Genomic DNA, 23,878 nt, shown 5'->3' with positions numbered 1-23,878 from the left:
CGTCGGCGACCATGCCTCCATTCCCACCTCTCGCGTCTTCACGCCCGCTCGAAACGGCCGCCCGGGGTTTCCACCACGTGCCCTTCGAGCGTCAGCAGCATCAGCGCGGACTGCACGTCGGGCACGCTGCGTTCAAGTTCAACGGCGAGGTCGTCGAGCAGCGTCGGGCCGTTCAAGGCCGCGTACACTTGCGCGAGGTGCGGCGGCAACGTGGGCGGCGTTCGCGTACGTCCACCCGTCCAGCCGAGTTCCTCGAAAATGTCCGACGAGCGTTCCACGAGTACCGCGCCTTCTCGCAGCAGCTTGTGCGGTCCCGCCGAGAGCGGCTCGTTCGGGCGGCCCGGCACCGCGAACACCGTGCGTCCGCACTCCAAGGCGGACGACGCCGTGAGCATCGCTCCGCTCGTGACGCTTCCCTCCACGACGACCGAGCCTGCCCCGAGCGCCGCGATGATGCGGTTGCGAATCGGGAAGTGGTGCGGAGCGGGCCGCGTGCCCAGCGGATGCTCGCTCACGACCGTCATCTTGCGCGCCAGTCCCGCGTTCTCACCGGGATACACGACGTCCACCCCGCTGCCGAGAACGCCGATCGTGGGTGCGCCGAGTTCGATGGCGGCGGTGTGCGCTGCCGTGTCGATTCCCCGCGCGAGGCCCGACACCACCATGACTCCGGCTTCCGCGAGATCGAGGGCAAGCTTGCGCGTGAAGCCCTTGCCGAACGTCGACGCCGTGCGCGTTCCCACCACCCCGATCGCTTTCGGTACGACGTCCAGCGTCGGCAAGTCGCCTTTCACCCACACGATGGGCGGCGGGTCGGGAAGCGCCTCGAGCGCGTCCGGGTAAGTTGGCAACCCGCGCCCGAGCAGCGTCACGCCTTGCTTCGCCGCCTTGCCGATCTCTTCGCTCGCTGCCGTTCGCGCTTCTTTCGCTCCCAGGGAAGCCAGCGCGCGCACGTCGAGGCCCTTCACTTCGCGCCACTCGCTCGGCGACGCGCTCAACGCGGCCGACGCGCTTCCGAAGTGCCGCCGCAACGCCTCGATGCGAGAAGCGCCGAGCCACGAAGTGAAGCGAAGGGTCAACAGAGCCAGCAATTCGTCGTTCGAGGAGTCGTTCGGCATTCGCGCACCGTACGTGCCGACGCTGAACGCCACCTTCAACGCGCCGTGCTCAGCGAGGCGTCCAGCCGAACACGGCGACGTTCGGAAAGCCTTGCCGCCGCACGATCTCCAACTGCCGCTCCAAGGGAACGTCCGCTCGGTCCTGCACGCCCGGCCACACGTTCTCGCTTCTCGGCCAAGGCAGCAACGCCACGGGATACAAGCTCGGCCACGGCAAGTAGAACATCGGCATCGCAACGTCCAAGCCTCGCCACGACCCCCAGTCCTGCAATGGGTCGCTGCCGCTGAACACCGCCGCGCTCACCAAGCTCCGCCCGCCCGCGTCTCGGTACGCGGTGATGAGACGGTTGGCGAGGCTCGTCACCGCGTCTCGTCGTACGTCCGACCAGGCATGCCAATCGGAGGTCACGTTGCCGCCGTCGTCGAACTTACGAATCGCTCGCGCGTCCTTGCCGGTGCGGCGCGTGAACGCCGCGAAGTTCCCCGCCGAGAAACCAAAGTCCGCTTCTCTCGGGTAGCGAAGGTAGTCGAGGTGCAAGCCCACGTTCGCGTCCCGCGCCGTCAACTCCCGCACGAGCGCCTCCAACACCTCGCCCACCCGAGGTTCCGCCGGGTCCACGAAGCCGAGGTCCGACACGGCGAGGCTGTCGCGTCCGTCCGCCGTGCGTGTCGCGAGCCCGTCGCTCCACAACGGCGTCACGGGCACTCCGAACTTCGCGGCGGGTCGCCAGTACAGCGTCTCCATCCACACGGACAAGTTGAGGCCCTCGCGGCGCGAGACGCGCGCCGCGACGTCGAGCGCGTCGTACGACGTCTTCATCGGCGCGACCGCACTTCGCCAAATCGTTCGGCCGTGGTAGAAGCCTTCGAGCAGCACGTCCGTGAAGCCTGCCGCCTTTGCCGCCACGAGGGTACGCTCGAGCGCGTCGGGTGTCGAGGGCGGACGAAGCCACAAGGCGGTGCGAGCGGACGCGGCGCTCAACAAGAGGGCGGTCAAGGCGAGAAAGCGCATGGCGACAAGCTACAAGGTCGCCGTGAGCACTAGGCATTGTGGACGATGAACACTCTCCTGGCGCGGCTCTGCTATACTTTTTTTCGCCTGGGGACGCTCCGGTTTCGATAGGGGCCGCCGAGGGCGATGTTGCAAGCCGAGGATGACCGTGGGCCTCGTAAATCACCGGTCAAGCCATTAACTGGCGAAACTTCTTACCAACTCGCTGCTTAAGTGAGTAAGTGACCGCGAAGCCCGGCCTTTGGCGTCGCGCGAACTGACGAAAAGAAGGCTAGCCGCTCCGGACGCTTCTAGGGAGCGCGCGAAAATTAAGAAGCTGGGTCCGAAGAGAGCCTGTTCGTCGGCGCTCCACGACCGAGATCCAAACGACGAACTAAGCTTGTAGACGCACGTCTGAAGGGCTCTTAGACGAGGGTTCGACTCCCTCCGTCTCCACCACCGAAGGCCGACTTTCGAGTCGGCCTTTTTTTCGTCGCCGCTTCATCCTCGGTGGTCGGGGCCTGGCTCGGAGAGGACGAATCATCCTCGCTCGGGAATGAACGAAGCCTGCCGCGTCGCGTCACCCATACCATCCGTCGCGCGATGGTCCTCGACTCCGGACAAACTTGCCCTCACCCTTTCGAGGCACCTCGGTTGCTCCTGCTTTACACCGATAGGACGCTCCTCGAAGTGCGCTATACTCCCGCTCGAGCCGGGATGGCGAAATCGGTAGACGCACTCGACTTAAAATCGAATGGGGGAGACCCCGTGCGGGTTCAAGTCCCGCTCTCGGCACCAAGACGCTGCTTCGGCAGCGTTTTTCGCTTGCTCGACGGCTCGCCCCTTCGCCTTCACGCCTCCTTCAATTGGCGAGCCAAGGTACGGACGGGTTTTCCGAGCGCCTCTTACCCTGCCCTGGACTGGACGTTTTGCTCAGGAGGACACATGAACAGAAGAATCGGCCTCGGCCTCGTCGGATCCGTCGTTCTCGTCGCGTGCGGTCCGGTCGTGTCGGGCGCGACCCAGACGAAGACCTTCTCGGCGCAGGCGGGTGTGACGACGGCCGGAAAGGGCACGGCGACGATCATGCAGTTGTCGAGCGGCGACACGGCGACCGTGCTGCGCCTGCAAGGGTTGAGCGCCAATACGAACTACGTGGCGCACTACCACCTTCAGGGCAACGCGTCTCAAACGCCGTGCGCGTCGGGCGGCGCTCCAATCGCGGCCACGACCATGACGGGCCGCACGGACGCGAACGGCAACGTGGAGATACGCAACCTCGTGGCGAGCGGCGCGCTGCAAAACGCGACGTACATCAACGTGCATACCGCGAACGACGCGTTTGCTCCCGTGGACGGCGGCGTGATCTGCACGAACCTTCGCTGAGATCCTCGTCGAACGGCGCTCGGCCTCACGTGAGGCCGAGCGCCCTCGCTTCTATCCGTGCACGCTTTCGAAGGCGGCGAAGAGCCGCGCCGACCTGCGGTTCTCGCTGATGGCATGGTAGGCCAGAGTTCGCCGTTCACCGAAGATTCGGTGTGGAATACGGGCGTGCTCGTCGGACGGCGTTCCGCGAGCGCTTCACTCTTCCGTGCTGAGCACTGCCAGGAACGCTTCTTGCGGCACTTCCACGGTGCCGATGTTCTTCATGCGGGCCTTGCCCTTCTTCTGCTTTTCGAGGAGTTTCTTCTTGCGGCTGATGTCACCGCCGTAGCACTTCGCCAGAACGTCCTTGCGGTAAGCCTTGACGGTCGCGCGCGCGATGATCTTGCCGCCAATCGCCGCTTGCACCGGCACGGCGAACATCTGCCTGGGAATGACTTCCGCCATCTTGTCGACGATCTTGCGGCCCAAGGAGTACGCCTTGCTTTCGTGCACGATCACGGCGAGGGCGTCGACCATTTCTTGATTGACGTAGATGTCGACTTTGACGAGGTCGCCTTCGCGGTAACCGATCTGCTCGTAGTCCATAGAGGCGTAGCCGCGCGAAATGCTCTTGAGACGGTCGTGGAAGTCGTACAGAATCTCGGCGAACGGCACTTCGTACAGAAGCTCGACGCGCTTGCCGAGGTAGTTCATCGTCTTCATGACGCCGCGACGATCTTGCAGAAGCTGCATGACGGGGCCGACGTACTCCTCGGGAAGCATCACGGAGAGCTTGATGTACGGCTCCTCCATGACGTCGATGCGGTCCTTGGTGGGAAACTCGGCGGGATTCTGCGTTTCGAACACCTCGCCGTTCGTGAGGGTGAGGCGGTACACGACGGCGGGCGCGGTCGCGATGAGGTCGAGGTCGTACTCGCGCTCGAGGCGTTCTTGGATGATCTCGGCGTGCAGCAAGCCAAGAAAGCCGCAGCGGAACCCGAAGCCGAGGGCTTCGGACGTTTCCGGTTCGAACACGAAGGCCGCGTCGTTGAGCTTGAGCCTCTCCAGGGCTTCGCGCAAGCGACGGTAATCCTCGGTGTTCGTGGGATACAGACCCGAGAACACCACGGGTTGCGCGGGCTTGAAGCCCGGGAAGGGCTCGGTCGTCGCGTTGTCCTTGCTCGTGACGGTGTCGCCGACTTGCGCGTCGTGAATGTCCTTGATCCCCGCCGCGATCCACCCGACCGATCCGACCGTGAGTTCGGACCCGACGACGAGGCCCGGCGAGAACGTGCCGACCTTGTCGACGTCGAAGGTTCGCCCGTTCGAGAACAGCGTGATTTGATCTTTCGCGTGCAGCGTTCCTTCCAGGACCCGCACGAACAGAATCACGCCTTGGTACGCGTCGTAAAACGAGTCGAAGATCAGCGCTTTGAGGGGCCCGTCCGGATTCCCTAGAGGCGCGGGAATACGCTCGACGATCGCCTCCAGGATCTCGTCCACGCCGATGCCCGTCTTACCCGACGCGAAGATCGCGCCGTCCGCTGGAATACCGATGACGTCTTCGAGCTCCTTCGCCGCTCCCTCGGGGTCGGCGGCGGGCAGATCGATCTTGTTGACGACGGGAACGATCTCCAAGTTGTTGTCGATCGCGAGGTAGGCGTTGACGATCGTCTGAGCCTCGACGCCTTGCGAGGCGTCGACGAGCAGCAGGACGCCTTCGCACGCGGCGAGACTGCGGCTCACCTCGTAGTTGAAGTCCACGTGCCCGGGCGTGTCGATGAGGTTGAGGGTGTACTCCTCGCCGTTCGGACGCTTGTACTGCAGCCGAATCGGGGTGCTCTTGATGGTGATGCCGCGCTCGCGCTCGAGTTCCAGCGTGTCGAGCGTCTGGTCGCGCTTGTCGCGCTCGCCCATCGCGCCGAGTCGCTCCAAGATGCGGTCGGCCAGCGTGCTCTTGCCGTGGTCGACGTGCGCGATGATGCTGAAGTTCCGAACGTTCACCAAAAGAGTCTAGCGCGGTGAGCTCGAAACGAAAGCGTCCACGCCACGCCGAAGTTCGACTCTCCACTCAATTAGAGAAGTATGAGACTATGTAAAATTTATCTAAAGTTTCGCTCTCATATTAAAAGGCCTTCCTTACGCTAGCCTTCAGACAGCCAAGTAATAGCAACCCCAGCAAGGCGCGACGAACGCCCTTTAAAGGCTTTGATCGTCGTCCGTTTCCTCACGCTGTTGGTTCGTGGCACAAGGAGTGTTGTGGCGAAGAATGTTCTTGCTTTGTCGGCCATCGCCCTTACGTCCCTCCTCGCCGTCGGGTGCAATTCCCAAACCGGCGCGACCTTGCCGCAAGGATCGTCCCTGCAGGCGCTCGGCACGTCCGGTGTGGCGGCCAGCTACATCGTCAGCAGCGCCCGTGCTCTGCCCGCCGACTTCCGCAACACCGTCGCCCGCAACGGCGACCAACTCGTCAGCGTGGACGAAGCGGCCGGATTCGCGAACGTCGTGACCAAGAATCCCAGCGCGTACGGCCGCTTCGCGGACATCGTCGTGCGGGACTTGACGCTGCAATGGATTCCCTCCGAGAACGACGCGAAGTTCAAGACCGTCGCGCTCGACGAGACCGCCGCCTTGACCGCCACGAACCCCAACACCAACACGCGCTACCCGCTGCTGTGGGGCCTGCAAGCCGTGCACGCGCCGCAAGCGTGGGCCGCCGGTGTTCGTGGCAAGGACGCCACGGGCCGTAAAGTGCGGGTTGCTGTGCTCGACAGTGGTATTTTTAAGAGCCACCCTGACATCGCGCCCAACCTCAACACCGAGCTCAGCACGTCCTTCGTCAGCGGCCAGACGTACTACGACATGCAAGGCACGACGTTCAATCACGGCACGCACGTTGCCGGAACGATTGCCGCCGCCGACAACAACATCGGTGTGATCGGCGTCGCGCCCGACGCCGAAATCGTCGCGGTCAAAGTCCTGTCGGCCAAGACGGGAAGCGGTTCGTTCGCGGGCATCATTGCGGGCATCACGTACGCCGCCGATATCGACGCGGACGTCATCAACATGAGCCTCGGCGCCACGCTGCCGCGCCGCAGCTACATCGACGACAACGGCACGCCGAACGACACCAGCGACGACGTGCGTGTAAGTGCCAACGAGATCACCGCCATCACGACAGCGCTGAGCCGCGCAACGACGTACGCCTACAACAAGGGCACCACGATCATCGCGTCGGAAGGCAACGACGCGATCGACAAGGACAAGTCCGCCGACATCATCTCGGTTCCGGCCGACTCCGCGCACGTCCTGTCGATCTCGGCGACCAGCCCGGAAGGGTGGGGCCAAGACCCAACGACAAATCTCGACGTACTGACTTCGTACAGCAACTTCGGAGCGTCGGCGGTTAACTTCGCCGCTCCTGGTGGCGACAGCCGTCTTCCTGGCGAAGCTCCTTGCACGGTTGGTGGCCTCACCAGACCCTGTTGGGTGTTTGACATGGTGCTCAGCACGAACGTGAACGGTGGTTACACTTGGGCCGCCGGCACGAGCATGGCCGCACCGCACGCTAGCGGAATCGCCGCGCTCATTATCGGCCAAAGCGGCGGTCGTATGAACCCGGCGGCGGTGGCGTCGGAACTCGCCAAGCGCGCGTCCGATCTCGGCAAGCCCGGCAACGATCCCGCCTACGGCGGCGGTCGCGTCAGCAGCGGCTTCTAATTCTCGGGACGCTTTCTCGTCGAACTCGGCTTTCATGCGCGTGTGCTCTTATGAGCACATGCGCTTTTTGCTTCCTGGCGTGCTGCTCGGCACGCTGCTCGTCACGTCCGGACTTTCGCAAACCGCTCCGGTCGCCCCCGCGTCCGCATCCTCGCTCGACGTCATCTCCACCGACCTCAAGGCCCTTCTCGCAAACGGACCGCGCGTCGCGGGAAGCGAGTCCATCGAGAAGGCGCGCGGATACCTGGAAGCGCAGTTCAAGGCGCTCGGCTACGAGACGCGCCGCGACGAATTCACGTACGGTCGCTTCGACGACCTCGGCTCGGACGTTCGCGTCGGCTCGCGAACGATCGCCGGAAACGCCCTGCAAGGCTCGAAAGGCGCGGAGGTCACGGCGCTCCTCGCGCTCGTGAGCGGCGTCGGCACACCAAGCGACGTCGCCGCAGCCAACGTGCGCGGCAAGATCGCCGTCATTTCGCGCGGACAAAACGTCCCGTTCGCTCAAAAAGCCCGCAATGCCCTCGACGCGGGAGCGGTCGGTGTCATCATCGTGAACAACACCATGGGGGAGTTGCGCGGGACCCTCGGCGGCACGCTGGACCTCCCGGTTCTAGGCGTGTCGCAAGCGGACGGCGCGCTCCTGCGCTCGGGTGACTCGGTGACGCTGCGCGTTCGCACGGTCGACCGGACGGTACGTGGTGCGAACGTCGTCGCGTACAAGAAAGGCGTTACCGCGCCCGAGATCCTCTTCGGAGGACACATGGACTCCGTCGTTCGCGCGCCCGGCGCGAACGACAACGCGTCCGGAACCGCGGCCGTGCTGGACGTCGCGCGACGCGTCGCGAACACGCCGCTGTCCGCGCGGGCGTACTTCGTGCTGTTCGACGGCGAGGAAGACGGCTTGCGCGGCTCGCGCGCCTTCGTCGCGAACAACTCGGCCGCGACGCGCGGTCTGCGCGCCATGTTCAACTTCGACATGGTCGGCGTGGACGTCACACCGCTCGCCGTGGGCGGAACGGATTCGCTCTCGCAAGCCGCGCAGCGCGTCATCCCGTCGCTACAGGTGTTCCGTGACAGCGGCGGCAGCGACCACGGGCCGTTCATCGACGCGGGCGTGCCGAGCTTGTTCTTCCACCGAGGCATCGACGTGAACTACCACCAACCCGGCGACGTCACCGCCGACCCGACGCTGATTCGCGACGCGACGGACACGGCGTTGAAGTTGCTGGACACCGCGCTTCCGAGCGCTCGGTAAAACGAGGTCGGCGGGGGGCGGGGTTTGAACACCCCGCCCGACGCTTTACGGCACGATCCTCGTTCCCGCCTCTCCCCGCACCGCCCGCTGCAACACGCCCGCCTCCATGCCGGAGGCGATCACCGCGAACGGCGCGCCACGCTCGAGCGCCGTCAACGCCGCCTCGACCTTCGGAATCATTCCTCCCGCGATCCACCCCGCCTCGACGCCTTGCCGAACTTCGTCCCTGGAAAGCGTCGAGGCGCGGCTGTCGGGGTCCGGGTAGGCGCGGTACACGCCGCCCACGTCCGTCAGGAACACGACGCCTTCGCCGAGCGCGCCGCCAACGGCGCCCGCCGCCGTGTCCGCGTTGACGTTGAGAGCCTCGCCGCCCTCGTCCACCGCGACGCAGCTCACGACCGGGGTGATTCCGGCGGCGAGCAGCGAGCGCAGCAAGGAGGCGTTGACGCTCGTAACGCGTCCGACCCGCCCGAGGTCCTCGCTTTGCAATTCGGCCAGCAGCAAGCGATCGTCACGACCCGACAAGCCGATCGCTCGCCCGATATCCTGCGCGAGCTCCTTGCCGAGCTTCGTGAGGGCCATCTCGACGACGTTCATCGCCTCGGGCGTCGTGACGCGCAGACCACGCTTGAACTCGCTCGGCAAACGGCGCGCCGCGAGTTCCTTCTCGATGACGGGTCCGCCGCCGTGCACGACGACGACACTCGTTTCTCGGCGCAACGCGGCGATTTCGAGGGCGACCGCGCGCCGAAGGTCAAGGGATTTCATGGCGTTGCCGCCGTACTTCACGATCATGCGCTCAGCGTAGCGAATCGTGCGCCGAGTGCGTGAAGGAAGGCGGCGGTCAAACGGGCGTTTCGAGCTTCGCGGCGGGGCGAACCGCTTGGTCCGCGTGCCGCTTGAGGCCGCGGGCCTTGCCGACGCGCACCGTCTTCGCGTACCACTCCATGACCGGCAGGGCGTCGATGGCGAAGTCGTAACCGTGACGCTGCCAGAAGCGCGCGGCGCGCTCGTTGTGCCCCAAGACGCTCGCGAGGACGCGCCGCGTACCGCCCGGAAGCCGCTCCTCGAAGTCCGCGACGGCGCGCGAGCCGATGCCGCGCGACTGGGCGCTCTCGCAGATGAGAAGCAAGTTGATGGTGACGTCGCCTCGCGTTGGGTAGTGCAGCTTGTAGTCGAGGCACCCGACGACTTCGCCTTCCTCGCGCAGCAGTTCGAGCCGCCTTCTCGGATCCAAGAGGGCGAGCGACACTTCGCGGCTCACCTCGGCGAGCGTCGGGACCGGCGTTCCGAGAGAGGCGAAGTACTGAGGCGTCTCCGCGTAGAGGCGGTGAACGACTTTCGCGTCGGCGAGCGTCACGGGCTGTGTCGAGAGCACGAAGTCCTCCGGGAACGCCAGTATAGGCGTGGAGTGTCGATTTCTTACTTGAGCTTGTCTTGTCACAGTGTACGCCTTTTGGTGAGAAGCGGTGCGCTAAACTCCACACGTGAACGGCTTCTATACGCGCCGCCTCGCCTCGCCGGGCGCCATCCTCGCGCCGATGGCGGGCTTCACGGACGCGCCCTTTCGTGAAATCGCTTCGTCCATGGGCGCTCTTTGGACCGTGAGCGAGATGATGAGCGCGGCGGGCGTCGTGACGGAAGCGACGACGCGGCGGCACGGACGCGACGTGACCCTCGACCTCGGTCGCCCGTTCGAAGGCGAACGCGACCGCGTCATTCAACTGTTCGGAGCGGACGCCGACGTCCTCGCGGACGCGTGCAGGCACGTGGAGCGCCTTCACGCGCCCATCGCGATCGACCTCAACCTCGGTTGCCCCGTTCCCAAGATGAAAGGTCGCGGTGGCAGTTGCCTGCTTCAGACACCCGAAGTCGCCGCGCACCTCGTTCAGGCGATGCGGCGCGCGGCGTCGTGCGACGTCTCGGCGAAGATGCGCCTCGGTTGGGACGCCGACCGCAGCGTGGAAATCGCGCTCGCCCTGCAGGAGGCGGGCGCCGCCCTGATCTCCGTGCACGGCCGCACGGCCGCCCAACGTTACGAAGGCGAGGCGAATTGGGACGCCATCGCGAACGTCGCCGCGCACTTGAGCATCCCTGTCATCGGCAGCGGAGACGTCACCCGCGCCTCGCAGGTCGCCGAGAAGAAGCGGCTTGGCGTCGCGGGAGTCATGATCGCGAGGAGCGCCGTCGGCAATCCCTGGATCTTTCGAGAAGCGAGCGGCGGAGCCGCCCCCACGAACGAGGAGCGCGCAAAAGTCGCCTTGATGCACGCCGAGCGCGCCGCCGCGTTCTACGGCGAGCGGACGGGGATTCGCGCCTTGCGCAAAGTCCTCGCGAAGTATCTGCCGCACCTGCGCGAAGAACTCGTGCGCGTCGAGACCGTCGACGACGTTCGACGCGTCGTCACGTTCGCCTCGTCCCGCACCACCGCCCAGCCTGCCGCGTGAGGTGACGCGCGAAGATCGGCGTGAGACTCGCCCGACGCCTGTTCACACGCCGTGGAGAGCCGCTCACGTCCAACCGCCGCGCGATCGACGCACGGCGCCCTCGCGTCGCGGTAAACTCCGCGCATGTCGCAAACCGTGCCACATCGTTCGAATGTTGATCCACGCCTCACGTGGGACCTCGAAAGCATCTTCGCCACGCCCGAAGCGTGGGAGGCGGAGCGCGCGAGCGTCCAAGCGGCCATTCCCGGCCTCGCCGCCTTCGCCGGTCACCTCGCGGATTCCGCGCGTCTGCTCGCGTACCTGCGAGAGGTGGAGGACCTTGGCGCTCGGGCGTACCGCGTGATGGTGTACGCGTCGTTGCAGGAATCGTCGGACGGAACGGTGCCCGAAGCGGCGGCGCGCGTTTCGCAGGCGCAGGCCCTGCTGGCAGGATTCGGCGCGACGACGGCGTTCGCCGAACCGGAACTCCTCGCGCTTCCCGAGGGAACGTTGGAGGCGCTCGCCGAAACGCCGGAGTTGAGCGCGTACGCCTACTACTTCCAGCAGGTGCGCGAGCGCGCGCCCCACACGCGCAGCGTGGAAATCGAGGCGCTCTTCGGTCGCCTGTCCGCCGTGTTCGCCGGACCGTACACGGCCTACAGCGCTCTCATGAACGTCGACCTCAAGTTCTCGCCCGCGACCGGCTCCGACGATGCCACGAGCGACGTGACCAACGGCTCGATCGGCGCCTTGCTCGGCTCGTCGGACCGCGCGCTTCGTGCGTCGGCGTTCGCGTCGTACGCCGACGGCTTCTTGGCGTTCAAGAACACCTTCGCGTCGCTGCTCGTCTCGAACGTACGTCAAGTCGCGCTGCAAGCCAAGGAGCGCGGTTACGAAAGTACGAAGGACTTCGTCCTGCGCCCGCAAAGCCTCACGCCCGCCGCCTTGGAGAACGTCCTGAGCGTCTTCGAGCGCAACGTCGGCGTGTGGCACCGCTACTGGCGAGCGAGAAAGGCGGCCCTTGGCGTGGACACGCTGCGCCCGCACGACGTCTTCGCGCCGCTCGGCCGTGAAAAGGTCGAGGTGTCGTACGACGAGGCCGTCGAGATGGTCTTGAGCGGCATGGCCCCGCTCGGCGAGGAGTACGTCGCCCCGATGCGCCGAGGTCTTCTGGAGGAACGCTGGGTGGACGTCTACCCGAACGTCGGCAAGTCTAGCGGCGCCTTCTCGTCGGGCGGTCCGGGAACGCACCCGTTCATCTTGCTCAACCACTCGAACGACTTGCCCGGCATGAGCGTCCTCGCGCACGAACTCGGGCACTCCATGCACACGTACTTCACGCAGCGCTCGCAGCCCGTGACGTACGCGCAGTACGGCATGACGGTCGCCGAGACCGCCAGCAACTTCAACCAGGCGATGGTTCGCGCTCATCTCCTCGCGCAACGAGACGAAGCCGCGTTCGTCCTCGCGATGCTCGACGAAGCGTTCGCGAACTTCCACCGATACTTCTTCGTGATGCCGACCCTCGCGCGCCTCGAATTGAGATTGCACGAAGCCGTCGAGCGCGGCGAAGGCGTCGGCGCCGAACAGCTCAACGCGTGGACGCTCGAATTGTTCAAGGAAGGCTACGGCGGCGAAGTCGAGTTCGAACCCGAGGACGAAGCGCGCGTCGGCATCACCTGGGCGCAGTTCCCCCACCTGTTCGCCCCCTTCTACGTTCACCAGTACGCGTCGGGCATCGCTGCCGCCACCGCCTTGTCGCGACGTGTCCTGAGCGGCCAAGAAGGAGCGCGCGACGCTTACCTCTCGTTCCTGAAGGCCGGCGGCAGCTTGCCTCAACTCGACGCTTTGCGAAACGCGGGCGTCGACCTCTCCACGCCCGCTCCCATCGAGGAAGCCTTCAAAGGCGTCGAGGGACTCGTCGAGAAGCTCGAAGGGCTGGTGAGGTAACCGACTTGGCGTCGGCCCTCTCGCGCAGTTGGAGAGGGCCGACGCCACGTCAGTGGTGTCCTGCCGCTTTTCCTTTGCTGCTCATCGCTTCCCTGACTTCCGCCACGAGCAGGGTGCAGGCTTCCGCGCAAGGAAGAGCGCCCGGCACGCCGTCGAAGAAGGTCTTCGGAAGCTTCTCACCTGCCCACAAGCGCGTCCTGAGGCAACTGCCGCAAACTTCCTTCGAGACGCTCGCGACGAGGTCCGGCTTGGCCGAGGCGACTTTGGCGTAGATGCCCGTCTGTCGGCGCGCGGTCGTCGCCCACGGCGTCCAGTGCAGAGCGTGGCTGGAGCACGCGAAGCTTTCCTCCACGACCGCCGGGTACAGAAAGTGCACGGCGCGGCGCAAGTTCGCGCGGTCGAAGACGCCCCGCCAACCGCGCGGCAAAGAGCGCAAGGTGCGGATGGGGCGCTGCTCGCCGCGCTCGTCTTCACGAACGACGTCGCGCAAGCCCTCGGGCGTGACGTACGTCTTCAGGAAGTCGCGGCCCTCGTCGAGCGCGTGCCGCACTTCGAACAGCCCGTCGTGCGGCGTGATGAGGATCTCGCCCATGCGCAGACCCAGCGAAGCTTTCGCCTCGAAGGCTTGCCACGCCGCCTCGTGCCCCCCGTCGAGTTCGCCGCCGCGCGGCGAGGCGCCGCGCGCTTCCTCGGCGAGGTTCGAGATCACGTCGGCGACCTTCGGGTGGGTCCCCGTCGGCTTGGCGTAGTACACCACGCGCCCTTCGAGTTCCGACACGGGCCCCGTGAGGCCGAGGTCGTCGGGAATGGTCTCCAAGGTGTGCCAGCCTTCCGACGCGAAGAACGGCACCATCACGACCCTCGGGGACGTCGTGACGTCGGGCCACGTCGAGAGGCGCGGGTCCTCGTCGAGGAACAGGGCGCTCACCTCCGAGAAGATGCCCATCGCCCGGATGCGGTCGGCATTTTCGTAGACGACGCGGCTGGAGTTCGCGTTGCGCGTCGTGCCGTGCCCGATGATGACGAGGGCGGTGTCCTTTCCGTCGAGATCGGGGCACGCTTCGCGGGCGCGGTCGAGGATCACGTCGCTCATCGCCGGATGCACTCCGTACGGCAAGGTGTAGCGTACCGTGCGCCCGCCGATGACGCGGGCGATTCCGTCCTTCGGCACGGGCCCTTGATGCCCGAGGCCGAGCTCGCGCGGAATCACCGTCTCGGTGAAGTACCCCTCGGAGATGAACATCGGGATGACGGTCACGTCCGTGAAGGACACGGTGCGCAGAACCTGACGCAAGGACGGCTCTTCCTTCCAGTATCCCTCGATCACCTCGTCGAAGGTGCCTTTCTCCCGTAAAAGCTCGGCGTAACGATAAACGGCGGACGCCGACTCGGAATTCAAGTGCGAGCCGTGGCCGATGAGAACGAGAGAACGCATGAAGGCAGTTTAGCGTCGGCAGAAAATGGCACCGTGAAGCTTACCAACTTACGGGACGTTCGTCCGGTGAAGATCGCGAGGAGTGTTCATGATGTGCATCTTTAGCGGCCTCGGAGCCCTTTCACGTCGCTCCCTCCTACAGTGAGGCGCACGCCACTCGAAGGGAGCTTTTCTCATGATGGATGATCTGCTTCGCAACATGGACCAAAACCAACGCTTCGCCAAGGCTCAAGTCAATAACGACGACGTCGATCCGCACGAAGCGGCGCAGTACGTCGAGCAGTACATGCGCTCCGCGCCGCCCGAGATGCAACAGCAGGCGTTGCAGCAGTACATGCAGCAACTCGATCCTCAGCAACGTGAAGCGCTCGCGCAAGCCATGATCCAGCATCAGGGAACGCCCGTGCAGAACGTGCGGGCCGACGATCCGCACGACCTCACGAACGCGTTCATGCAGTCGGGTCAGGCGCTTTCGCAGCAAGGGCGCGGCGGCGGCATTGGCGACTTGTTCGGCATGATGGGCGGAATGCTCGGCGGCATGGGTCAGGGTATGGGCGGCCAACAGCAAGGCGGCGGCCTCGGCGGCTTGCTGGGCGGTCTGCTCGGCGGCGGCCAGCAGCAACAGCAAGGCTACGGCCAACAAGGGCAAGGGTACCAGCAAGGCTACGGTCAGCAAGGGCAAGGATACCAGCAGGGTTACGGCCAGCCGGCGCAGCAACAGCAAGGCGGCGGCTTGGGACAACTTCTGCAAAACCCCATGGCGAAGGCGGGCCTCGTCAGCCTCGCGGCCATCATCGGCTCTCAGCTGATGGGCGCCAACCGCCGCTGAGGCACCGCAACAACAACGAGGCGACGGGCGCGGCAAGTGCCCGTCGCTTTTTTCGCCGCCTTCCTATACTTTTTCCGTGACCCTTCCCCACGAGCTTCAGCGGCGTTGGACGAACGTGAACGCCGCGCGGGCGCGGCGATTGCGAGACGAGTTCGTGCGCGCGGCGACGCAGGCCCGACCCGGCGCCGTCTACTGGGTGTCTCAAGGCATCGCCCTGCTCGCCTTGGCCGGATACGTCGCGCTCGCCGTGTGGGCCGCGCGGGTCGTTTGGCGAGCCACGCACCCCTTCCACTTCGGGTTGCTTTTCGTCGGTGTGATCGCTCTCGCCCTCGTGTGGATCGCGCGGCCACGGTTCACTCGGGCTCCCGAGACGGTGTTGACGAAAGAGCAAGCGCCTCACCTTCACGCTCTCGTGGAGGAGATCGCCCGAGCGATGAAGGCGCCCGTGCCGACGTACCTCACGGTCGACGCCGGATTCAACGCCTTCATGGGCACCGTCGGGGTCGGACGAACCAGTTGGATGAATCTCGGCTTGCCCATCCTGCTGTCGCTCGAACCGCAAGAACGGGTGTTCGTGATCGCGCATGAACTTGCCCACGCCGTCAACAACGACCCTCGACGCGGCCTTTTGTTCGCGCAGGCGCAGAATTTCCTGATGCACGCCTGGTGGGTGTTGCGTCCGCAGGAGTTGTGGCCGCGCGAATCCGGCTTGTACGGGCTGATCGGCGCTCCGATCAACCTCGCCTTGCTCGTCGTGTCGTGCGTGCCGTGGGGGCTCGCTTGGCTGTTGACGCAACTGAGCGGCGAGGCGTCGCAGCGGGCCGAGTATCACGCCGACCTTCTGGCGGCGAGCGTCAGCGGCAGCGAGGCGGCGCGCGCCGCGCTCGACAAGCTGCACGTCGCCGATCTTTACGACTACGCGTTGCAACGTCACCGATTGCAACCGGCTCGTGCGCACGTCTTCGAAGAGTTTCGCCATCAGATTCGCGAGGCGTCCGAGGCGTACTGGCAGGCGGCGCGTGAAAAGCGCGCGAAGGAAGGCGCGAGCCTCGACGCGTCGCACCCACCGACGTCATATCGCGTGGACGTCATCGCCGCGCATCCGGCGCCGCCCGCCGTCACGCTCGATCACTTGCGGGCGAGCGCGATCGCCGTGGAACTCACGCCTCTCGTCGCGCCTTTGTCGAAGGTCGCGTACGACGAGTACAGCGAGCGGCTGGTCAGTTGAGCCGGTTCGCCAGGCTGGCGCGGAAGCTCAAGAAGCGCTTTCCGCCCCGCGTAGCCGAAACCTGACAACTCCTTTAGACTGACCGCGTGCCCCTCGATTACCTCTTGCGTATCGCGACGACGCCCGCCCCGACCTTCGAGGAGGGCGAGCGCGCCGAGCTCGTCTCGCGCTTGTGGTCCCAACACGGGCACGAGGTGGAGCGCGACGAGGTCGGCAACGTCCTCGTGCGCATCGGACCGAAGGTCGGCAAGGCGCTCGTGCTGGCGTCGCACCTCGACACCGTCTTCTCCAAGGGCACCGACCTCACCGTTCGTGAACGGCGCGGCAAGCTCACGGGCCCCGGCCTGGGAGACAACTCGGCGAGCCTCGCCGTGCTGACCTCGCTGCTGGGCATGATCGACGCGCGCCGCCTGTCGAGGCCGCTGTGGTTCGTCGCGAATGTCGGCGAGGAGGGGCTCGGGGACCTCAAGGGCGCCAAGCACCTGCTGGAGCGGCACGCCGAGGAGATCGGGGCGTTCGTGGCCGTCGACGGCTACCTCGGATTGGCCGTCACGAAAGCGGTCGGCGTGCGCCGCTACAAGGTGACGTTCACGGGGCCGGGCGGACACTCGTGGGGTGACAAGGCGCCGAGCGCCCTGCACGCCCTTGGCCTCGCCATCACCGGGTTGTACAGCCTGCACCTTCCACAGCATCCGCGCACGACCGTGAACGTCGGCGAGGCCAAGGGCGGCACGAGCATCAACTCCATCGCGGCGTCGGCAGAGTTCCTGCTCGACCTTCGCTCGCTCGACGCCGTGGCGCTGGAGAACTTGGAAGAGCAGGCGAGAAGCACCATCGAGGGCGCGGCGCGCACCGTCGGCGTCGCCGCGCGCTTGGAGATGGTCGGAGACCGTCCGGGCGGCGATTTGCAAAGCGACGCGTTGCTGCGCCTCGCGCGGCGCGCCGCCGAGACGGTCGGCGTGGAGGTTCGCACGGCGGCGAGTTCCACGGACGCGAACGCCGCCGCGCCGTACGGAATTCCCGCCCTCGCCCTCGGCGTGTACAAGGGCGGCAACGCGCACCGCGAAGACGAGTGGGTCGTGCCCGAAAGCTTGGAGACGGGACTTCGGATGCTGCGCCGCTTCATCGAGCTTTACCAAGACCGTCCGATCGTTTGACGCGTCAAAGGACGCCGCCGCCGAGGAAGAGGCGCAGCGCGGCGAGAGCGAGCACGGAGCCGTTCAGCACCAGCCCGCCGCGCTCTCTGCTCAGCGCGCCGAGCACGAGGCCGACGAGCGCGGCGGGCAGCGTCAGGAACCAGTTCGTCCAGCCCAGCAGCGGAATGAACCCCAGCAGCAAGAAGACGATGGCGACCACGCCGAGGACGATGGAAATAACGTTGAGCATACCCTTGTTACGCGCCCGTGGCGTTCGAAGTTGCACCTCGTCTCGACGAGCATCGACGGCCCGTCTTCGAACCTCGGCGCGGGAGTGTCGGGATCGGCCCGCGCTTCGAGAAGTCTCGGGGCGCGGCGGGCAGGTTTCTCCTGTGCAACTTGCCCAGGGGAGCGCGCCCGCCCGTTCGTGCTGGCGTGCTCGGTCAGTGCTTGGCGTACCAGTCCTCGACGAAGACCTTGAACATGTCCACGGCTTCTCTGGCCAGCACTTTCATCAAGTCGTCGCGGTTCGGCGCGATGCCCACGACCGTCTCGACGTCCCAGATTGGCACGTAGTCCACCTTGCCGCCTTCGGAGACCGTCTTGAGCCTCGTCGTCTTGATGTCGTTCAGGGTGCCCGTCTGAATGACGAGTTGCAAGTGGCCGCCGTACACGATGCCGCTCGGCGTGTTCTTGATGGTGCCGACGAAGTACAAGAAGCCGGCGCAGTCGTCGACTTTGACTTTGCCGAAGTTGAGGCCGCGGTACGCGGCGTCGCTGCGCAACGCGCCCGCCACGAACTGGCCGAGCTGCTCATCGAACGAGGGTCCGGTCGAGATCATGGCTTGGTCGATGCAGACTTCGGGGCCGCTGAGCACTTTTAGGTTGTCGTGCCAGCGTGAAGCGAAGACGTTCGAGCTGGCGAGGAGCGCGAGGGCCGAGAGCAAAGAAAGGGTCGAGCGTTTCATGAAAAGCCTCCTGATGCGAGAAGTCGAATTCGTTTCGGTGGGGCCGCGCTGAAGTCGGAACCACCTCGATTCGAGAGGATCGTAGAAGGTGCGGGATGATTGAGGAATGTTTGGGCGACTCAGGGGTGCGAACTCAGGCGGTCGTCGGAAGTCGGCCTAAGCACTCCAGCCGATTCGAGAATGTTCGAAGCGCCTTAAGCTTCGAAGCAGACATCGCATCGAAGGAGATGCCCGTGACGCAACTCAAGCAAGCCGCCGAGACCTTCAAAGCCCTCTCGCACCCCGGTCGCCTCGTAATCGTCAATCTCACCTGGGAGCAGGAACGTCACGGCGACGAACTCGCCGCGATCCTCAAGTTGTCTCCTGCCACGGTCAGCCATCACCTCTCCGCCCTCACGGACGCGAAACTGCTTCAGGCGCGCCGTGACGGCCCGTACGTGCTGTACTCGGCGAACCGAGACGTGTTCTCGGCCTCGTTGGCGCATCTCGTGCTGCTGCGCCAAGACACGCCGCCTCCCGGCGAGAACCTCTACCGCGAGAAGATCCTTCGGTCGTACCTGAAAGACGGACGGCTCACGACGATTCCCGCGCAACGCAAGAAGCGTGACGTCATCTTGGCGTGGCTCGCCGATCACTTCGAGCCGGAGCGCGACTACACCGAGCGCGAGGTGAGCTCCAAAATCGCCGAATTCCACGAGGACTTCTTCACGCTGCGCCGCGAACTGATCGGAGCGGGCCTTATGACGCGGGCCAATGGCGTGTACCGCCGCGCCGATTCGCCAGCTTCGCTTGAAGCGCGTCCTCTAGACTGACCGAGTGACCCGGCGCCAATTCATCGTCGTTCTCACGGCCTTCGTGGTGCTGTTCGCGGCCTTCGCGATCAACGCGTCGCCCGCGCTGCGTTTGCTGTACCCAAGGGCCGCCGCGACCATCGTGGGACTTCAGGAAGTCGAGGTGTTCAAGGCGAGGCAGCGCGTGCTCGTCGTTTCACCTCACCCCGACGACGAGTCGCTGTGCTGCGCGGGCGCCATTCAGCAAGCCCAGGACGCGGGCGCGACCGTCTTCATCGTGTGGATGACGAACGGGGACGGCTTCGAGTTCGACGCGATTCTCCTCAACCGCACGAGGCGTCCGCGCGTTGCCGACTTGCAGAACCTCGGTCGGCGGCGCATGGTCGAGGCGCGCGGCGCCGCCGAGGTTCTCGGGGTGCCTCAGAGCCGCCTGTACTTCTTGGGGTATCCCGACGGCGGAACCCTGCACATGTTCCTGGAGAATTACGCCACGCCGTACCGCTCGCGCTATACGGGCGCCGCGCGCGTGCCGTACGGCGGGACGCTTTCGCCGGGCGCGGCGTACACGGGCGCGAACGTCGAGCGTGATTTCGAGACGGTCTTGAACCGCGTGAAGCCCGACATCGTCCTCGCGCCGTCGCCTCAAGATCAGCATCCGGACCACCGAGCGGCGAGTTACTTCGTGACGCGCGCCTTGGCGCGGCGCGGCGCGACGAACAAGCTGCGCTTTTGGATCATCCACGGCGGCTTGGAATGGCCGTTGCCCAAAGGCTACCACCCCGCCTTGCCGCTCACGATTCCGCCGCGCGGCGTGAATCTCTCGTGGCAACGGCGCAGCCTCACCGAAGCGCAAGAGGCCGTGAAGCTGCGCGCGATTCGGACGCACGCGACACAGATGCTGATCCTCGGGCGATTCATGGAGGCGTTCGTGCGTCAAAACGAACTTCAGACGCGCTCGGTGTTGCCGCCGCTGCCCGATCGACGGTGACGCCATACCTCGAACGCCGCCCACGCGATCAGCAAGACGAGCAAGACGGGCCAATAACGCGTGTACGAATCGAGCCACTCGACGATTTGCGGACCGAAGTGCCCCAGCAGCACCTGCCAAAGGACGATGTGCAGCAACGCCCCGAGCACGCTCGCCGTCAGGTACGCCCGAAAGCGCATCTTCGCGACGCCCGCCCCGAGCGTGATCGGGATGCGAAAAGACACCAGCCAGCGGCTGAAGAACACTGCCACGAGTCCCCAGCGGTCGAGGCTACGCTGCGCCTTGGGGCTTTCCAAGGCGCGCCGCCAAGCGGCGGGAACGAACCGGGTGCCCCAGCGGCCCAGCACGTACACCGTCAAGGCGCCCGCGATATCGCCGAGCGTCGCCCAGACCACGGCCGCCACGAACGTCGTTCGGCCCGCGTCGATAGCGTTCGCTTGCGCGAGCATCGGAAGCACGCCGGGCAGGACGGGCACGCCGAGACCTTCGAGAAACAAAATACCGAAGGTCGCCGCGTCGAGCGCCGCTGGACTGAGCGCCGCCAACCACTCGGACAAGGAAGGGTCCGCCATGAAGGCAGTTTACGCCGCGCGCGTGAGGAGAAAAGCGAAGGTCAAAGGGAACGTGCCATCACGACGTGCGTTTCGTCGCGGCCCGTCCACGGACGCCACAAAGGCGTGACGCGCGCTTCGTGAACGCGAAAGCCGCGCGATTCGTACAACCGCAGGGCAGCCTCGTTGCGTCGCGTGGCCGAGAGTTGCACGCCGCGCACGCCCGCTTGACGAAGGGAATCGAGGTACGCGTCGAGAAGACGCGCGCCGAGTCCCAGACCTCGCGCCGACGCGAGGACATTGATGTGCAGGTGCGCGGGAAACGCGTGAGGTGAAGCGTGCGGCACCGCGTACCGCGCCAGACGCGCGAGGTAGGGAAGGCACGCGGGGAGCTTCGGGTAGCCGCCGAAGGCCGCGCGAAGCGCGAGGGCGGGCGCGACGCGCCGAATAGCGGCCTCGTACGCGCCCTCGTCGTGCGCTCCCAGAATCGACCCGACGACTCGCCCTTCGAGCAGGGCGACGAAGCCGGGCAGGGCCAGTGGCACGTACGGGCGAATCCAGAGGTCGGCGAACAGGGTTTCGTCGGGAAAATAAAGTCGCGCGCTCTCTCCGAAGAAGCCCGTGTCGTACGCGACGCGCGCGAGGTCGGCGAAGTCCGTTCGGCGAGCGGGGCGAACCATCGCCCCAGCGGGGCGATCCTCAGCGAACGGCACGGTCCTGCTCGGCGAGCTGTCCGACGGTCACCAGCGAGATGCCGCGCGTCTCGGCGACCCGAGCGAAGCGAGCGAGCACCGCGAGGCCCTCGGGGGCGTTGTCGTGCAGCAGCACGAGGCCGCCGGGCCGAAGGCGCCGCACGAGGCGCGACTCCAGCACCGTTTGGCCGGGATTGGTGAAGTCGGCGGGATCGTCCGTCCAGAAAGTCGTCGTGAGCCCGAGTTGCCGCGCGATCTGCAGCGTCTTGACCGAGTACTCGCCGCCGGGCGGGCGGAAGTACCGCACGGGCAGGCCCGTGATGCGCTGCACGACGTCGTTCGTCATCTGCAACTCGCTTCTCACCGTCGCGTCCGGCAAGCGGGGCAAGCGCACGTGGTGATACGTGTGGTTGCCGACCTCGTGGCCGCCTTCGATCATGTCGTGGATGAAGTACGGGTACGCCTCGGCGTTGCGGCCGATCACGAAGAAGGTCGCCTGCACGTTCTCGCGCCGCAGCAAGTCCAGCACGAGCGGCATGTACATCGGGTGGGGCGCGTCGTCGAACGTGAGGGCCGCCGCGCGAACGCGCGAACTACCCTTGAAGAACATCCCGCCGTGCTCGCCGCCCCGAAACTGCGCGACGGCTCGATCGATCTGCTGCTTGACGAGGTCGGCGCGTTCCCCGAGAAAGCCTCGTACGGCGGCGTTCGTCGGCTCGACTGCCCCGGTCATCTTGAACGTCTTGGCGGCCGGGGGCGCCGTCCAAGCACGATCGTACGGTCGCTCGCCGATCGAGAAGCGCAGGAAGTCGTTCAGGCGCGCTCTCGGAACGGACGCCGTGAAGATGGGCAGCGGCCCTCCGAAGCCGCCGTACGAGGCTTTGTCGTAGATCGTCACGTCGACTTCCTCCAGCGAGGAACGCGCGTCGAAGGTGCGGCGCGCGACTTCCGCCGCGAGCGGACGCCAGTCTTTGCGGGCGTCCGCGCCGACGAGCACGATGGCGCTCGCCACCTCGATGAAGCCGTTGGAGAGGTACTCGATCTTGTCCACCTCCCGAATCGGCGGCACGAGGCGAAGCTGCGGCAAGCTCGGGGCGCGCCGTGTGCCCGGTGCGACGGGCTGTACCTGCCCCGGCAGGGGACCGACGAGCGGCGGGGGGTTCTGGGGTGTTGCGAACGGCTGCGAGAGCGCGCCGAGCACGAGAACCGCCGAGAATCGGAAGCGCGACATGCCGAAATTATGACAGGATCACATCAAACTCAAATTGAACCTTTCGAATCTTCATGGACGGCCCGCTCGCCGTCATGGCTTGCCGTCCACGGACGTGTGCGCGGGCACCTTGGCCGACTTTGCCCACCTCAAGGCCGCCTCGGCGCTCGGCGGTACGTGGCCCTCCGCCTCGTACAAGTGCCACGCGCGCTCGTACTGGGCGCGGGCCTTGGCTTCCTGCCCTTCCTCGCGGTACACGTGTCCCAAGACGAGCGCCGCGAGCGGATTGTCCGCGCTGAGCTTCGTGGCGCGCGTCAGGTAGCCTTCGCTCACCGCGAGGCCCGCCTTCGTACTCTTGCCCATGAATCCGCTGGGCGCCCGCTCTCCGCGGTAGTAGTCGAACTGCGAGCGCACGTAGTCGTACGCGAGGAGTCGCGCGTCCTTCACGGCGACCGAACGGTTGGTCTCGACGTCTTGATACGAGCGAATCTCGTCGTCCTCGCCGTACCGCGCCCGCACGAAGCGGTACGCGAAACCCGAGCCGTTTCGCACGCGCAGCAACAAGCCTTGGTGACGCGTGAAGGGCTGCGGGTCCGACGCGTCCACGAGCAGAGCGCGTCCGTTCGCGAGGCGCACCACGGCCGTGACGTGACCGAGATTCGTCTCCACGCCCTTGTCGTTGCGCCACACCATCGCCGTGCCCGCGTTCAGGTCCATGCTTTGCATCAAGCCCGAGATCAGCACGCTTTGCAGCAGGCACTGCCGCTCGCCGAGCCGAACCGCGTTGGCGAACTCGAAGCCGCGTTCGAGCGAGAACCTCGGAATCATCGCCTTGATCGCCTTGTGCAGCCACGCGGCCGTGTCACGCTGAAGGCGCGTGCGTTCCTCCTCGCCGGAGGCGGTGTTCAGCTCGGCTTTGCGGGTGGCGAGGGCGGCCCGCAGCGACAACTGCTCGCGGCCCGGCAGCTTCGCCGCGCGCGTTGAGGCGTACGCGCGCTCCAGCCACACGTCGAAATCCACGAGGTTCGCGTCCTTCGCGCCTTCGTACGATTCGCGCACGAGGCGGGCGAAGGCGGGCGTGCCGTACGCGTACGCCTCGTCCGCCGACGTGCCGAGCGCCGTGACGCGCCCTTCGACCGCCGCGACTTGCGCGAAGCCGCCGCGTTCGAGCGCGCCGACGACGAGGGTCAGGGTGAGCAGTGCCAGCGGCCAAGTGCGTTTCATG

At 65.9% G+C, this 23,878-nt stretch carries 22 protein-coding genes, 1 tRNA gene and 1 other RNA gene; 12 read left to right on the top strand and 12 right to left on the bottom strand.

The genetic code is table 11. The features are described from left to right. Positions 1-38: 38 nt before the first annotated feature. Positions 39-1,118 carry a DNA-processing protein DprA gene (gene dprA / locus DES52_RS08380; protein WP_110886431.1) on the bottom strand — a complete coding sequence of 360 codons (1,080 nt, stop codon included), beginning with the start codon at positions 1,116-1,118 and terminating at the stop codon, positions 39-41. A 49-nt stretch (positions 1,119-1,167) separates the two neighbouring features. Beyond that, positions 1,168-2,130, bottom strand: coding sequence for a glycoside hydrolase family protein (locus DES52_RS08375; protein ID WP_110886334.1), 963 nt, complete (start codon positions 2,128-2,130; stop codon positions 1,168-1,170). Positions 2,131-2,219: 89 nt separating this feature from the next. Between DES52_RS08375 and ssrA the strand changes: the two genes are divergently transcribed. The 3 genes from ssrA (at position 2,220) to DES52_RS08360 (ending at position 3,495) form a co-directional block, all read left to right on the top strand. Further along, positions 2,220-2,568: a transfer-messenger RNA gene (gene ssrA, locus DES52_RS08370) on the top strand. 252 nt (positions 2,569-2,820) lie between these two features. After that, positions 2,821-2,907: transfer RNA gene (locus DES52_RS08365), tRNA-Leu, on the top strand. A 147-nt stretch (positions 2,908-3,054) separates the two neighbouring features. Further along, a complete protein-coding gene (locus DES52_RS08360; protein WP_110886333.1) occupies positions 3,055-3,495 on the top strand; it encodes a superoxide dismutase in 441 nt (146 codons plus the stop codon). Between the two features lie 195 nt (positions 3,496-3,690). On the opposite strand, the gene lepA is transcribed toward DES52_RS08360, so the two are convergent. After that, positions 3,691-5,478: a translation elongation factor 4 gene (lepA, locus tag DES52_RS08355; protein WP_110886430.1), complete on the bottom strand. Its 1,788-nt coding sequence runs from the start codon at positions 5,476-5,478 to the stop codon at positions 3,691-3,693. 255 nt (positions 5,479-5,733) lie between these two features. On the opposite strand from lepA, the gene DES52_RS08350 reads away from it, so the two are divergent. After that, positions 5,734-7,194, top strand: coding sequence for a S8 family serine peptidase (locus DES52_RS08350; RefSeq protein ID WP_170130952.1), 1,461 nt, complete (start codon positions 5,734-5,736; stop codon positions 7,192-7,194). Between the two features lie 58 nt (positions 7,195-7,252). Beyond that, positions 7,253-8,449, top strand: coding sequence for a M28 family peptidase (locus tag DES52_RS08345; RefSeq protein ID WP_110886331.1), 1,197 nt, complete (start codon positions 7,253-7,255; stop codon positions 8,447-8,449). 45 nt (positions 8,450-8,494) lie between these two features. Here the strand turns inward: DES52_RS08345 and argB are convergent, their stop codons facing one another. Together argB and DES52_RS08335 are read right to left on the bottom strand one after the other, a co-directional pair. After that, the gene (gene argB, locus DES52_RS08340; protein ID WP_110886330.1) at positions 8,495-9,244 is read right to left on the bottom strand and encodes an acetylglutamate kinase; all 750 of its coding nucleotides are present in this window, start codon (positions 9,242-9,244) and stop codon (positions 8,495-8,497) included. 49 nt (positions 9,245-9,293) lie between these two features. Further along, the gene (locus DES52_RS08335; protein WP_110886329.1) at positions 9,294-9,827 is read right to left on the bottom strand and encodes a GNAT family N-acetyltransferase; all 534 of its coding nucleotides are present in this window, start codon (positions 9,825-9,827) and stop codon (positions 9,294-9,296) included. 109 nt (positions 9,828-9,936) lie between these two features. Between DES52_RS08335 and DES52_RS08330 the strand changes: the two genes are divergently transcribed. Next, a complete protein-coding gene (locus DES52_RS08330) occupies positions 9,937-10,896 on the top strand; it encodes a tRNA dihydrouridine synthase (protein WP_245900825.1) in 960 nt (319 codons plus the stop codon). 123 nt (positions 10,897-11,019) lie between these two features. Further along, on the top strand, positions 11,020-12,825 hold the full coding sequence (gene pepF, locus DES52_RS08325) for an oligoendopeptidase F (RefSeq protein WP_110886328.1): 1,806 nt from the start codon (positions 11,020-11,022) through the stop codon (positions 12,823-12,825). Positions 12,826-12,874: 49 nt separating this feature from the next. On the opposite strand, the gene DES52_RS08320 is transcribed toward pepF, so the two are convergent. After that, the gene (locus tag DES52_RS08320) at positions 12,875-14,260 is read right to left on the bottom strand and encodes a DR2241 family protein (RefSeq protein ID WP_110886327.1); all 1,386 of its coding nucleotides are present in this window, start codon (positions 14,258-14,260) and stop codon (positions 12,875-12,877) included. A gap of 175 nt (positions 14,261-14,435) precedes the next feature. On the opposite strand from DES52_RS08320, the gene DES52_RS08315 reads away from it, so the two are divergent. The 3 genes from DES52_RS08315 (at position 14,436) to DES52_RS08305 (ending at position 17,474) form a co-directional block, all read left to right on the top strand. After that, positions 14,436-15,089 (top strand): hypothetical protein, encoded by a 654-nt coding sequence (locus tag DES52_RS08315; protein ID WP_110886326.1) that lies wholly within the window; start codon positions 14,436-14,438, stop codon positions 15,087-15,089. 76 nt (positions 15,090-15,165) lie between these two features. Further along, the gene (locus tag DES52_RS08310) at positions 15,166-16,317 is read left to right on the top strand and encodes a M48 family metallopeptidase (protein WP_146237217.1); all 1,152 of its coding nucleotides are present in this window, start codon (positions 15,166-15,168) and stop codon (positions 16,315-16,317) included. Positions 16,318-16,403: 86 nt separating this feature from the next. Continuing rightward, the gene (locus DES52_RS08305; RefSeq protein WP_110886324.1) at positions 16,404-17,474 is read left to right on the top strand and encodes a M20/M25/M40 family metallo-hydrolase; all 1,071 of its coding nucleotides are present in this window, start codon (positions 16,404-16,406) and stop codon (positions 17,472-17,474) included. 4 nt (positions 17,475-17,478) lie between these two features. Here the strand turns inward: DES52_RS08305 and DES52_RS08300 are convergent, their stop codons facing one another. Together DES52_RS08300 and DES52_RS08295 are read right to left on the bottom strand one after the other, a co-directional pair. Beyond that, positions 17,479-17,703 carry a hypothetical protein gene (locus tag DES52_RS08300; RefSeq protein WP_110886323.1) on the bottom strand — a complete coding sequence of 75 codons (225 nt, stop codon included), beginning with the start codon at positions 17,701-17,703 and terminating at the stop codon, positions 17,479-17,481. Between the two features lie 193 nt (positions 17,704-17,896). Beyond that, complete coding sequence (locus DES52_RS08295; RefSeq protein ID WP_110886322.1) at positions 17,897-18,421, bottom strand: hypothetical protein; 525 nt, start codon at positions 18,419-18,421, stop codon at positions 17,897-17,899. Positions 18,422-18,654: 233 nt separating this feature from the next. Here DES52_RS08295 and DES52_RS08290 point away from each other — a divergent pair, with 233 nt between their 5' ends. Together DES52_RS08290 and DES52_RS08285 are read left to right on the top strand one after the other, a co-directional pair. Beyond that, a complete protein-coding gene (locus DES52_RS08290) occupies positions 18,655-19,233 on the top strand; it encodes a DUF2087 domain-containing protein (RefSeq protein ID WP_170130951.1) in 579 nt (192 codons plus the stop codon). 4 nt (positions 19,234-19,237) lie between these two features. Beyond that, complete coding sequence (locus DES52_RS08285) at positions 19,238-20,200, top strand: PIG-L deacetylase family protein (RefSeq protein ID WP_110886320.1); 963 nt, start codon at positions 19,238-19,240, stop codon at positions 20,198-20,200. On the opposite strand, the gene DES52_RS08280 is transcribed toward DES52_RS08285, so the two are convergent. From DES52_RS08280 to DES52_RS08265, 4 genes are all read right to left on the bottom strand, one after another. Continuing rightward, positions 20,158-20,772 carry a DedA family protein gene (locus tag DES52_RS08280; RefSeq protein ID WP_110886319.1) on the bottom strand — a complete coding sequence of 205 codons (615 nt, stop codon included), beginning with the start codon at positions 20,770-20,772 and terminating at the stop codon, positions 20,158-20,160. The genes DES52_RS08285 and DES52_RS08280 overlap by 43 nt on opposite strands. Before the next feature lie 41 nt (positions 20,773-20,813). After that, complete coding sequence (locus DES52_RS08275; protein ID WP_245900822.1) at positions 20,814-21,464, bottom strand: GNAT family N-acetyltransferase; 651 nt, start codon at positions 21,462-21,464, stop codon at positions 20,814-20,816. Continuing rightward, a complete protein-coding gene (locus DES52_RS08270; protein WP_110886317.1) occupies positions 21,451-22,674 on the bottom strand; it encodes a polysaccharide deacetylase family protein in 1,224 nt (407 codons plus the stop codon). Before DES52_RS08270 ends, DES52_RS08275 begins: the two co-directional genes overlap by 14 nt. A gap of 72 nt (positions 22,675-22,746) precedes the next feature. Next, positions 22,747-23,877, bottom strand: coding sequence for a hypothetical protein (locus tag DES52_RS08265; RefSeq protein ID WP_110886316.1), 1,131 nt, complete (start codon positions 23,875-23,877; stop codon positions 22,747-22,749). Position 23,878: the final 1 nt, after the last annotated feature.

This window comes from Deinococcus yavapaiensis KR-236 (assembly GCF_003217515.1).
Taxonomy (GTDB): domain Bacteria; phylum Deinococcota; class Deinococci; order Deinococcales; family Deinococcaceae; genus Deinococcus_A; species Deinococcus_A yavapaiensis.
The sequence above is the reverse complement of the archived record's forward strand: the minus strand, read 5'-3'. Positions and strand labels throughout refer to the sequence as shown.